Raw genomic sequence first — 12,301 nt, forward strand, 5'->3', positions numbered from 1 at the left:
CTTCGCAATTCATTTTTACCTTGTTCAACAATATTATCGTATATGGTCTTTAGTTTTTCAGGTAATCTTGCAACAAAATCAATATTGGCATAGTAGAGGTTGTCAATGTTCTTTTCTGATAAGTAACCTGCATCAAGCAAGGCCATGTCAGAGTTTACGCCATACCCATTAAGCACTGTTATTGTTTCAGATAGCGTCGATACATCGTTTATATTCCCAGGGATTGCTCTGAAAATTAATGGGTAGCCTGAATCTCTTTGAATAGCTGATATCATTCGAACTTCATTACTAATAATATTATTATGATTGCTTACATTTGTAAGTTCAATTTGAATATCATTAGGTAATCCAGTGCTATCTATAACAATAGCAGGATCGTTAGAAATTTTTTCTTTAATCCAATCTATATGAGATTTGAAGAATTTTTGTCTTATTTCCTCTTTCCCTAAAAATGAGAGGAATTCACTTATTCGTTGTGAGTGTAAATCAGCATTGGGATATAATATTTTGGCAAAATTACCATCATACCAAGTGTTACAATGCATACATGAAATATCAGTAAGCACATAAAACATGACCATGGAATATAATGTATCTTTGTTTTTATATCCGATGCTATTGAGCACTTTATCATAATTCATTTGATGAATTAATTCATTAATGAAAAACGAATCTCCGAAATCTAAAATTAACTTAGGTTTCTTTCTTTGATCGTTTTGCAAAGTACCTGTAAAGGAAGGATCGGCTCGAAGAAATTGGTTGTTTTCAATATCATACTTAAAAACCCCTCTTTCCTTGCTGTAGAAAATATTATTTTTCTCATCAATTACTCTGCCCAGATATATCGTACCCTTTTTCCGGATTTTTCCATTTTCCCGATACGAAGTTCCTGGAACCTTAGCATACTTATAGTTGCCTTTATATTGGAAGGATAGCCTATTTGGGCATTTTGCGGAGTTATCTGACATTTGTAGTTACCATTTATAAACCTATAACTACATTATAGCACAACAAATTCGTCCATAGCAACTGGAAATACAGATAAAATAAGGAGTTGAAAGGGATATTTGGTGATGTAGAATTAGATGTAGTTACCAGAAACTACAGGGAATTTGGGTTCAAGCAATTGTTTCAAATGGTAGACCCATCTAACAATAACACCTAATGGATAATTATTTGTATTACTCAATACAGAGTCTGTTCAACTTACGTGGTTCATTACAAAGAGCGTAAGTATATTAACTTTGACTGGCGCGTTTAATTTAGTTTTTCAATAAGGCACTGATGCTCCTTGGTTTTCGGATCGTAATTAATGCCACTGGAAATTTTCTCCTTTGCTATACCCCTTTTGATAAAATTCGTGACCACCTTTTAAAGCGATTCTGATCCCTCGTTTCTTCACTTTCTGATCCTCAGTTTCCAGTAATTCCTGATCCCTGATTTCCGGTTGTTCGTGATCCCCGTGGCGTGTGATTTTGGAGCGTCGTAAACTGTTTCCTTTTTCAAGTACTTTTTTCTGACAGTTTGGGAAGTCCACTCTGACACCCTGGGAAATTACTCTGACACCTTGGGAAATTTCTCTGACATTCTGGGAATGCGACTGCTCACAGGGAAAACCGTTGGTTTTAAAGAATGATTTGATTGTTTGCAATGTTTTATGAACTGACCAGGCAGCATAAAGCTGTTTTCTAAAATCCCTGTTTAAGTACATTTTGCCATTTTTCGAAAAACAAGAAACGTGCGGATTTTTGCCTATGATTGCAATCTGTTCCTTAGTCCATACGCAATCCAAACTCATAACTGCTCCCAAATCTATCCTGGGAAAAAGTTCTGACACGTCTTCAACCTGTCAGACTTACTACCCGATTTTCGGGATCAGTTTACAAATATAGTCAAATAGTTTTTTGAGTGGTAATCAGACAGGGGCAGCGGCGTTGAAAGTTATGAAAAATAAGGAACAGCGGCGTGGAGTTGATGAGTAGACGACCATCACCCCAGAAGAGGGGGGATTTCAGTATGTAGATATGTATGCACTAGGGAAAGAGAGGTTAATCAGGATCTGTCCTGCATTCAGGGAAAAATTCCATCTGTCGCTGCGAACTACTTCGGATCCGTTTTATCTGGCCTGTATGCCAGACCCCATCCCCTCATTCTTGATTGCAGCCAGTTCAGAGCTGGCTGAGTCCGGTATGATTTCATGAGACGTTTTTTGCATTACGATGGACGATTCCGGAGTAATTGACAGATTTCTCTTTCCCGAAAGCCGTTCTCGGGTTTAGAATGCGACTGTTCCCTAGCAGATTTTGCAGCTTTTGGGGAGTGCTTTCCTTTATGATTTTATTCCATGGCAGCAATACGGCGGTAAAAAAGCCCGAACTGCGTTTTTCCAGAAGTTCTTTGGATTTCGGGGCAGGTTTTTATACAACTACTGACAAACTTCAGGCTGAAAAATGGGCGCATCGTACGACAAGAATCCGCCAGGAAGGTCAGCCGTGCCTTTCGGTTTTTGAAACGGATGACAGTATTTGGTCCCGGCTTTCAATTCTCAGGCTTGCTGAAGCAGACAGCAATTGGCTGGAAACCGTGGTGAAATTCCGCAGGAGGCAGAATTCTAAAGAAGTCGCGGAGTTCTCCGGAGGCCAGGTTTTTGATGTCATAGCCGGGCCTGTGGCTGATGACAGGACTGCTGACGTTATTAACCAATATATAGCCGGCTTCTTTGATACTGAGATTGCCCTGAAACTGCTGCTTCCCATGAAGCTTAAGGATCAGCTTGCTTTCAAAACGGATTTCGCTATTACTGCTCTGGTATGGCAGGAGACGATTTTACTATGAACAGAATGAGTCCCCAGGGGCTTCACTATTATGATCTGGCGGTTACAGATCTCATGATGGAAAAATATGGCTTTGAGCGCATGGAGGCCCTGAGAAGGTTTATTCTCTCCAAAACTCACGCTCTTCTTGAGGATTTGGATAACGGTCTTAGCTCCTTTGGCTGTCAGGGGATTTTTGATATCTGGGAAAGCGAGGTCGTTACCGGAGATCCCCGGAATTCTATTTACATCAGGGGAGAATAATGAAAAAACCGGCAGAACTGCACGTTGATGAGGAACTGTGGTTTTTTGTGTACCTTCTGGAGCATTATGCCGCATTCAAGGGGCGGATGACGGGCGATGTGCTGGCGGAATGGGATCGGCTGGGAATAACCGCTGAAATATATGACGGGTATTTCCAATACCATCAGGAACGGCTGGAAAATGCTTATGAAGATATTGACAGTCTGGCCGCTTCCGGAAAACATGCCAGAAATCCTGCGCTTCAGCCTTTTTTGGACTGACTTCCGGAAAGCCTGTCAGATCCGGCTGTCAAATCTGACAGACTGGCATTCTACCCCTATGTGACTACCTCCGCTGAAATATAGTGCCCCACCTTTCCACACAATCATGACAGTTCATTCCTCAAATTACTGATCACCAAGGTAGAATCAATAAACCATAGGTGGTACCAAATGGTACGGTACCATTTGGTAACAGATTGCCAGCAAAGCCAGCCTCAAGAGACTGTCATACGCTTCATTTTTTGCAAATACGAGGCAGTTTTAGGGGGTAAGAGCGAAGCCCCTTCTTAATTATTATTCTTCAGAACTCTAACTTTGTTCCTGCCTGCATGGATTGAATGTAGTGTGTCCTCCACGGACAGGGGATCAAGATTCATCGGAAAAGGCAATCAGGATTCATCGGAAAAGGTAGTCACAAATTACCTCAAAGACTGGTCACTACCTCACTAAATTTCCAATGCCAACGAGGATGATGTTCTTTGTGTACCTTTTCGTATAACTCTTTTTTTGCAATTTTCGTTTTGATAAATTATTTATTAAATTACAAAAGAGCCAGAACTCATAATAATTAAATAATCAAAAGGTTATTATAGCTGCCATGGAAATAAAATTTGGTATTGCATATGATAGTTTGGCAATCTTTATTATAGACATTGGATAAGGCTTTTCATAATCTCGATATTATTCAGAAAACCAATCAAGGAGCATCAAACCAAGCCTCTTACTTACCAAAAATAAATAGTAATTTAGGGTGTTTATACTCTAATAAAGCTTCATATATCATCAATCTTGATATTATTACACCAGCAGGTTTATCACAGTTGTATCAATATTAAAAACTTCAATAACAAATATCTTAAATAATAAAATTTACTTTAACAAAAATGTATAAACACCATATATATAACGATATTGTTAAATTCCTCTTGTATATCCATTTCTGGATATTGCCTTTTGAAGAAAAATCTTCAGTTTCTCATTTTCTACGATACTGCTATAACAGCACCCCCAGCATTCAGCAGCCAAATCCACCTGAGAATATTTTTTGAAAAAATCCTTCTTCAGATTAATACGTGTCTCACCACCTCCGGTCGAGCTTGCTGACATTCCCGGGGATACGCTATTTTCATAAATGTAGGGTTTTCCGTCAGCTTCAAAACACAGCGTTACAATGTCAGTACTGTATTCACTCTGTCTGTAGCCTATTATTATATCAGCATGTACAAATGGAAGATTATTATCTTTAGCAAAAGTATCTGCAGGAGAATCAAAAAAACCTGTTAAGATTGTATTATTTTTTTTAAAAATCTTAAGTGCGGCATCAGAAACTTCCATTTTGGTAACACTGGCAGGAATTTTTACTTGATAGACATTGCTGAACACATCAAAAAAACCTGATTCTATTTCTGTTACACCTTGGCAAATATTCAAACAGACAGCAGAACTATTAGCAGATTTTCTTAAATAATACTCATTATCTGATTCTTTAAGCTTTCCCTTCACACAAATAATTATTTCATTCATTTTTAGCTCTTACCCTCACCACGATAAAACTCTAATCTAAAATCATTGTTTTTTATCTTCAAATTTCCTAAGTGCATTTGTTACATTGTAAATAGCCTGATCATAAAACATTGCAAGCAAATGCTCTCGTAGTTTATTGTCCCCGATTTTATCAGCAAGTGCAGCATACTTTAACTGGTATACCGAAAACATTTTATTGTACTTATTCAATAGCTCCCCATTGCATTTTCTATTATTGCATAATCTCTTCAAATCACTTAAAGTGTCGTTGTACTTATGAACCAGATCGGCACGCTCTCTGTTATTGCATATCTGATGCTCGCATTGGTACAGGAAAGGCGCAAATCTCTTCATCTCCTCATTTTCAAGAAGCAGTATCAGAATATTTGTATTTTTAATAATATTGCTGTCAAGTTCAGCAGTTCCTGGTGTCTGGCGAGCTCCGATGCCTTTTAAGGATTCGCGTACGAAATTCTTTAATGCAGCCATTGCTGCATCTCCGGAATATTCCAGATTCATAATGGACATACTGTCATATCCCTTCATCTTCATCTGATGAACCAGAACAGATTCCAGAAATCCTCCCAGCACAGCGTTATACTGAATAATATCGCTTCCTGTGAGAGCAGATTTATAGGATTCTGACTGGATTCCCTGCAGCGAATTAAGCAATGACGATACTGACGCATAATCCAGCCTGTTAAAATAGGGCTTTCTGCTGACATCACCGAGGAGCGCAAATGACAGATTTCTCAGGTAGGTAATCTGACTTTGAATCATAAATCCCGATATAAACCCGCCTTTGGTTGTATTAATTTTGACAAATTCCTGCAGACCGGCATACCAGGTTCTCTGCTGAGTTCTGACAAGCTCTTCATCGCAGTACCCAGCCCGGCACAAAGCTATAACATTATCAAATTTTTCCTGAAGAACCAGCTCCGGAGCAATGTCATTATCTTTAAAAAACAGTACTTCCTTATTAAGCTCAGTTTTTGAAGCATATGACGAAATGAGGTTATTCAGGAGCAGCATATCATTTATCTGATTGTTGCACAGATTCAGAAGAACATCGTTATATGAATTCCTATCCTGTATTCTGGCTGCATTCAGAATCTTTCTGGTATACTCAATCTGTTTTTCAAACTGGAAGGTAGCCTTTTTAAGATACAGCTTCTGATAATCATCAAGTTCCTTATCTGTCAGTCTGATTATTTCGCTTCTGAATGTTTTCTCGAGCTCATTTAATTTGTAACTGCTGTTATGATCGCTGTTCTTAAGGGCTGCCAGTGATTGCAGATAAACCCTCAGGGAGGGGAATTTTTTTGAAGACCTGTATTCCGGGTACTCTGCCTTCTGAGGAATGTCCCTGCCAGATGATCCTGACCGCACAGGACTTGAATTCTGAAAATCGGCAGTGGCCGGTTTCTGGTAGGTTTTTGTAAGCTTGGGTTTTCCGGGATCCGAAAGCTTGGCCTTATCCTCCCGGGAAAGAAAGTGCAGGTCGCTGGCCGGCGTATCAAGCATTGCCAGCCGGATGTTGTCCGGAACACGATATTTCTTAAAGGTTTCGTTTAATTCCAGACTGTCTCCCCGGGTATACTGATTCTCTACAGAATTAAGAACACTGACTCTGTGAACCCCTATTCTGCTTTCCGGGTACGCAAATCTGGGTGAACCGGCAATAAAGATATTAAAGCAGGCACTGGCACATAAATAGCTGTCCGGCACTACTGTCGCCAGCTTGTTCATGGCAACCATTTCCATTATCTTGTCAGCTTCATCCAGACGCCCGCCACCGCTGTTAAGGAAGAGAAAACCTTGTCTTCCGGAATGTCTGGTTCTGCCTAGCAGCTTTGCGAATTTAAGAGAATCCCCCTCCTGAATCTCTCCGGACATCCGGTAGATATCAGATTTTTCTTCATGAAAATCAAACAGAAAATCAGCGGCAGAAACAGCACCACCGCTCATTTCTGCCAGAATCAAAATTGCCAGTGTATTGCAAAGTCTGATTCTGCCAGTTTTCCGGTATTTTTTTAAAAAACATCCCAACATTCTGATTTCCGCCTGCACAACCTGCTAGAAAACACAGGGGCCATTCTATCATAACACGTTAACACAATCATATTTTCATAATAATCTTATGACAGACACAGCAATTCAATTATAAATCAAATCACCGCCCGGCAGAAATCATCAGCAAATATTACCAGCATGATTATAAATTATCTCCTGCAGTTATTTTATCGCAGCGAAGCGGCAGCTTTTTCTTCAAGGTTAATGTATTAATAAACTCTGCAATCCACAGTGATTCATACTCAACCGGACCTTCAAAACAGGCCAGATACCTAACAATTTCATTCATGCCTATCACTTCTTTATCAAACCATACCGTCGTGATATATAACTCATCATTAAATTCAAAACTCATTACGTGATTATCATCCCATATATCTACAACGCGAACATGCTTTCTTTTAAAAAGATCGTTATTATCATCCCACATATCAACAACGCGATCATCCTTTCTTTTGAAACACCTGTATATTTTCATGGACAGACTCTCCCTTAGAATTGTTGCAATGTAAGTATTTTCAGCCGCTGTTTCACTATAGTAGCGTACAGATTCACGAACACGGATCACAGAGATAACGAAGTTGATTCCAGCTGTAATTCCATTATTGACATCGTCAGCTATTTTCAGAGTTTTATACTGCGCAGACACCTCGACAAAATATTTGCATAAACCAGAACTGACCTTACCATATTTAATTGATTTATTATCAAAATCAACAGCAATCAATCTATCTTTTTATTATAAAGAACCATTTCATACGCATTAACTCGAATATCTGCATATTTGTAATTGCTACTCATGACTAATCATTACTTTTAATTATGTTTTGATATATAAACATATAACAAAGAAACAAACACCTGTATAATACATTCATCACAAATTTTGATATTTTAATAATAAAACATCACCTCCTGTAATTACCAGAACTAATGTTCCAGCCGAGAATCCCAGTTAAGGATTTCAGTAGAGCACTCTATAATCAAATCAAATTAAATAATTCATCACTGATTCATCAAGCTGATAACCACCGTCCTTTTTGATTATCCGGACAATTAGTACGTTTTCTGCTTCCGGTCAGATCCTCCTCTCCGGAAGCATTCCTGATAACTGACTCCGTTAACGTCCTAAACAGCCCTGCCGTGTCTACCGGAGAACCCCGCGCACCTTTCCTTCGGGCACATTCACCTCCGCAATCTGCACCGCTGCCGGCTGTCCAATATAAAAGCTCGCCGTCCCATACGGACCGCGGATAACATAATCATCTCCCGAAAAGGTAAATCTTCCCGAGCCCAGATGTCCGATATAGACGAAAACATCAATATTGAATTCCGGCAGGTTGACGAACAGCCCGAATTCTCTGGTGGCTATAATAGTGCCATTAAACACCTGACCGATCCGGTCCGACATAAAGCTGGCATTAAGCCACTTCGTAACTGCATGGCCAGCCTCCTGGCTTCTTCTCTCGGTTTCTGTGCAATGCGCAGCCACCCGGTTCAGATAATCCCTGTCAAATACCGGGGTACCGGCATTCCGCTTCCCGTCCTGAATAGTTCCGGTATCGCCAGGAGATCCCGCACTGACTTCGGAAGCTGCCCCAGAAACGGAAACGTTTTTCTCTCGGCCGAGCAATCTGCCGATAAATCCTCCAAGTCCGCCGGCATTACCGGAACGGGAATTCCCTTCAGAGCCCCGGGAAGCCGCTGAAGCCTCGCTCCGGCGATGCGCCGTTTCCTTTTTCCGGTCAAGTTCGATGCATTGTCTGATAATCCGATGCACCGTAAGATCGGCATAGCGTCTGATAGGGGAAGTGAAATGAGTGTACTCACTGATACCAAGAAGATAATGACCGATATTCCCGGTAGTGTATTCTGCTCTGGCCTGATGCCGGAGCAGCAGCTTTCTGATACAGTCCTCATAAGACTTCCCGTGAAGCGCCGCAGCAAATACGGCCAGATCTGCAAGCGAAGGATGGCTGCCGCCGCCCAGTGTTTCCGGGATACTGCTGATCATTTTTCTGAATTCCGAAAGCTTCTCGGAAAGAGGATAATCCTCGGTACGGTATATCAGATCCCTGCCATGGTCCCTGATATAGCGTGCCGCTGCGGTATTGGCAGCAACCATGCACGCCTCAATCATCCAGTGCACCTCATAGTCGCTGTCCTGACGGATGGAGACAACCTTGTTTTCTGCAGCATTCAGAACATATTGCGGTTCCATATTCTGAAAAACCGCCGGCCGGTTTTTGAGGTTCCACTCCCGCATGGCCAGAGACATTTCATAAAGCTCATATACATGGACATAAACGCTCCTGTACTTCTCAGCAGCCTGCTGTTTTCCGGAAATCAGGTCCCGGACCTGCGGGTAAGTGAGTCTGGCATGCGAGTTTATGACTGCCGGATAAAACTCCCAGGAGCAGACAGATCCGTTCCTGGCAATATTCATTTCGCATACCAGACACAGCCGATCCTCAAAAGGATTCAGCGAGCAGATCCCGGTCGCGTATTTCTTGGGAAGCATCGGAATCATGGTCTTCTGAAAGTAGACAGAGTTTCCTCTGTTATAGGCCTCCCGATCTGCCGGGGAATCCGGATGCACATACCAGGAAACATCAGCAATGGCCACATACAGCTGCCAGCCGTTTCTGTTCTTTCTGGCATATACACCATCGTCATAGTCGCACGACGTTTCGCCGTCAATGGTAACAAAAGGCAGATCCCGGAGATCCTGCCGCCCTTTCATGTCTTCAGGACGCACGCTTTCCGGTATCCGACCGTCCTCCTTAAGAACATCCTCCGGCCAGGAATCGGGAATTCTGCTGTCTGCCACAACCTTCTTAACAAAAGCTCTGTAATCGCTGCTCATGATAGTGCTCCTTCGAGAATGGTAAATAATTGCATCCGGGAACCGGGAACCTATCATCAGAGGCTCCAACTGATTCCGCCACGGAATATCAGTGCTATAAGCGGGGGTGATAGTTACCAGTTCCATACTTCATTATCAGTCCCGGATACCCGCTATTTGGAAAAAATAAGTGCAGAAATCACTCGGCCCGCGAAGAGAATTTCAGTTATCGGTACCGGCCCCTGCTACCACGTGGTGCCGGATAACTTAAAGAGAAGCTCACTGAAAACAAAACCAGGACACAGAGTTTTCCGGCAGAGACATGGACAGCAATCCCCCCTTACGGCCAGGCTGATGTCAGCCTCTGACGGCAAATCCCCGGAGGATTTCCGCCTCATCATGGTTAGCAGCCACTCCCGACGGAGTATGCTCTCTATTTTTACCAGTATTCCCTGTCAAAATTCAAACATGCTTCAGGCTTTAACGGATCCTGAAGACGGTTCCAGAAGCGGATTTCGGTGTTTTGGCCCATTCTGAGCATGCTCAGGACGATGGAAAAAGGAATTTAAAGAACAGGCTGTCAAGACTGTGTGGCAGGAGCTGTCACGTAATCTCAGCGGAGGTAGGCATCCAGGGGAACTAATTTTCATCTTCAGCGTTGCGGGGGTGAACCACACCTGAAAAACTAATCCGGGACAGCTTCATATTCAGACTGGCGGTGAAGTCCGGGAGCCTCACCGGCAGCTCTCCGAGGGGGGTGGACTATCACGGCACCGAGTTTAACTGCCGGGCAGCGGTATATCAGGAAGAATACTATGAAGCGGCAGCATGAAAGCTGCCTAAGCGGTGGACGGAAAGCGAAGGCGCTGTCGAAGATCGAGAAGCTTAAGAGAATGATGAAGTAGCTGACAAATTTTCACTTTTGTATACCAACTGATGATTGGCTAGCGATTAAAATTAGCGAAACTCAGGTAAAAATGGTTGTGAGATCCTATGAAATTCAAATATTTAATGCTTATCCCAGTTTTGCTGTCTGGGGCTGTTTATGCAGATACAATTGACGAATGCAGCAGTTACTTTGGAAAAAAGGAATACTCCAAAGCCCTGCCTCTCTGTCAGGAGGCTTGCAGCCAGAACAGTGGCGGCGGCTGTGACAGTCTAGGCGACTTATATTACCTCGGCAAGGGCGTGCAACAGGATTACAGTCAGGCTAAAACCTATTATGAAAAAGCCTGCAGCCTGAATAATGGCTCAGGATGCAGCAATTTAGGTCTTTTATATGACAATGGCCAGGGTGTGAAACAGGATTACAGTCAGGCTAAAACCTATTACGAAAAAGCCTGCAGCCTGAATAATGTCCTGGGGTGCAACAACTTAGGTTACTTTTACGAATACGGCCAGGGAACAGAGAAGGATTATAACCGGGCTAAAGAGCTTTATGAAAAAGCCTGCAATATGAATGAGGGCTACGGATGCAATAATTTAGGCGAATTATACAAGAAAGGACAGGGAGTAAAACAGAACTACAGCCAGGCCATAGAGCTTTACGAAAAAGCCTGCAATATGAATGAGGGCATAGGATGTGCCAGCTTAGGTGAACTGTACGAAGAAGGCAACGGAGTAAAGCAGGATTATGGCCGGGCCAGAGAGCTTTACGAAAAATCCTGTAATATGGATGAGAGCTTCGGATGCAACAGCTTAGGTGTTTTATACGAAAAAGGTCACGGTGTAAAACAGGACTACAACCAGGCTAAAATTCTATACGAAAAAGCCTGCGACATGGATGAAAGCTTTGGATGCTTCAATCTGGGCAGGCTATATGAGCACGGCAGTTATAATGTTAGGCAAAATAAAGCCATGGCAAAAGAATATTACAAAAGAGCCTGTATTTTCGATGAGCAGATAGGCTGCGATGAATACCGGGCGCTAAACAAAGAAGGTGACTAGCACAGTACCAACTATTTCGCATAGTCTCTCTGGAGCGCCCCTATAAAATAAATAAAATCTATATTTATTATAAGGCTGAATTTCTTACTTCACAAAGATTCGGCCTTTTTTGTTTGTCTTCGTTGCATTTATTGCCTAACGGTTTCCTAACTGGCAGTGACTGAAGAACTGTACTTAAAAACGGATCTGACACGTAAAGGTAGTAAAAAATGACCTGAGCTCTGGAAAACGTAAGAGTGTTTCATAATATTGTATTAGGTCTTAAACCTTCTTTTTATGGCTTCGGGGATTCTTGACAAAAGTGCTGGTGAATCCGTACCATATCGCACACAAAAATCGGGATGTGCTGAAGGAATTTGCAATGGAAGCGAAGATCACAAATAACAATCTTCCTGCTAATCAGCACGATACTGACACTTCCAAACTGGACAACCTTTATTCGTTAATCGAAAAACTTACATCAACCATTCAAGAGCAGACCTCAACCATTCAAGAGCAGACCTCAACCATTCAAGAGCAGACCTCAACCATTCAGAAGCAGACTTCAACCATTCAGAAGCAGACTGAAGCCTTTC

Annotated in this window: 10 protein-coding genes and 1 pseudogene; 5 read left to right on the forward strand and 6 right to left on the reverse strand. The window is 42.0% G+C overall.

The annotated features are described in order from the left end of the window. Window positions 1-968: hypothetical protein (locus F557_RS22765; RefSeq protein ID WP_019002820.1), on the reverse strand; the 968-nt coding region annotated here is incomplete at its 3' end. A 341-nt stretch (window positions 969-1,309) separates the two neighbouring features. Next, complete coding sequence (locus F557_RS0113865) at window positions 1,310-1,837, reverse strand: hypothetical protein (protein WP_157617903.1); 528 nt, start codon at window positions 1,835-1,837, stop codon at window positions 1,310-1,312. Window positions 1,838-2,331: 494 nt separating this feature from the next. Here F557_RS0113865 and F557_RS0113875 point away from each other — a divergent pair, with 494 nt between their 5' ends. From F557_RS0113875 to F557_RS20150, 3 genes are read left to right on the forward strand one after another with little or no spacing between them, the layout of a single operon-like run. Beyond that, window positions 2,332-2,835, forward strand: coding sequence for a DUF3990 domain-containing protein (locus tag F557_RS0113875; protein WP_026297932.1), 504 nt, complete (start codon window positions 2,332-2,334; stop codon window positions 2,833-2,835). Next, window positions 2,832-3,077, forward strand: coding sequence for a hypothetical protein (locus F557_RS0113880; protein ID WP_019002824.1), 246 nt, complete (start codon window positions 2,832-2,834; stop codon window positions 3,075-3,077). The genes F557_RS0113875 and F557_RS0113880 overlap by 4 nt, the downstream gene beginning before the upstream one ends. Next, window positions 3,077-3,337 carry a DUF3791 domain-containing protein gene (locus F557_RS20150; RefSeq protein ID WP_019002825.1) on the forward strand — a complete coding sequence of 87 codons (261 nt, stop codon included), beginning with the start codon at window positions 3,077-3,079 and terminating at the stop codon, window positions 3,335-3,337. The genes F557_RS0113880 and F557_RS20150 overlap by 1 nt, the downstream gene beginning before the upstream one ends. A 915-nt stretch (window positions 3,338-4,252) precedes the next feature. Here F557_RS20150 and F557_RS0113890 read toward each other — a convergent pair. The 4 genes from F557_RS0113890 to F557_RS0113905 all read right to left on the reverse strand — a co-directional run bounded on the left by F557_RS0113890 (window position 4,253) and on the right by F557_RS0113905 (window position 9,800). Further along, on the reverse strand, window positions 4,253-4,861 hold the full coding sequence (locus tag F557_RS0113890) for a hypothetical protein (RefSeq protein WP_019002826.1): 609 nt from the start codon (window positions 4,859-4,861) through the stop codon (window positions 4,253-4,255). A gap of 42 nt (window positions 4,862-4,903) precedes the next feature. After that, window positions 4,904-6,913, reverse strand: coding sequence for a hypothetical protein (locus tag F557_RS21450; RefSeq protein WP_019002827.1), 2,010 nt, complete (start codon window positions 6,911-6,913; stop codon window positions 4,904-4,906). Window positions 6,914-7,076: 163 nt separating this feature from the next. Beyond that, window positions 7,077-7,661, reverse strand: coding sequence for a hypothetical protein (locus F557_RS0113900; protein WP_019002828.1), 585 nt, complete (start codon window positions 7,659-7,661; stop codon window positions 7,077-7,079). Between the two features lie 420 nt (window positions 7,662-8,081). Then, complete coding sequence (locus F557_RS0113905; protein WP_019002829.1) at window positions 8,082-9,800, reverse strand: ribonuclease R family protein; 1,719 nt, start codon at window positions 9,798-9,800, stop codon at window positions 8,082-8,084. A gap of 972 nt (window positions 9,801-10,772) precedes the next feature. Here F557_RS0113905 and F557_RS20160 point away from each other — a divergent pair. Both F557_RS20160 and F557_RS22770 read left to right on the forward strand, forming a co-directional pair. Beyond that, the gene (locus F557_RS20160; RefSeq protein ID WP_019002833.1) at window positions 10,773-11,726 is read left to right on the forward strand and encodes an SEL1-like repeat protein; all 954 of its coding nucleotides are present in this window, start codon (window positions 10,773-10,775) and stop codon (window positions 11,724-11,726) included. A 361-nt stretch (window positions 11,727-12,087) separates the two neighbouring features. Further along, window positions 12,088-12,301 (forward strand): annotated as a pseudogene (locus F557_RS22770) (hypothetical protein); the annotation flags it as partial.

Source organism: Succinimonas amylolytica DSM 2873, from assembly GCF_000378405.1.
Lineage (GTDB): Bacteria > Pseudomonadota > Gammaproteobacteria > Enterobacterales > Succinivibrionaceae > Succinimonas > Succinimonas amylolytica.

Bases quoted from the DNA above. Each gene is read 5' to 3' on its own strand.
- F557_RS20160 (WP_019002833.1), top strand. From the start codon at position 10,773: ATGAAATTCAAATATTTAATGCTTATCCCAGTTTTGCTGTCTGGGGCT.
- F557_RS0113875 (WP_026297932.1), top strand. From the start codon at position 2,332: ATGATTTTATTCCATGGCAGCAATACGGCGGTAAAAAAGCCCGAACTG.
- F557_RS0113890 (WP_019002826.1), bottom strand. From the start codon at position 4,861: ATGAATGAAATAATTATTTGTGTGAAGGGAAAGCTTAAAGAATCAGAT.
- F557_RS20150 (WP_019002825.1), top strand. From the start codon at position 3,077: ATGAAAAAACCGGCAGAACTGCACGTTGATGAGGAACTGTGGTTTTTT.
- F557_RS0113880 (WP_019002824.1), top strand. From the start codon at position 2,832: ATGAACAGAATGAGTCCCCAGGGGCTTCACTATTATGATCTGGCGGTT.
- F557_RS0113905 (WP_019002829.1), bottom strand. From the start codon at position 9,800: ATGAGCAGCGATTACAGAGCTTTTGTTAAGAAGGTTGTGGCAGACAGC.
- F557_RS21450 (WP_019002827.1), bottom strand. From the start codon at position 6,913: ATGTTGGGATGTTTTTTAAAAAAATACCGGAAAACTGGCAGAATCAGA.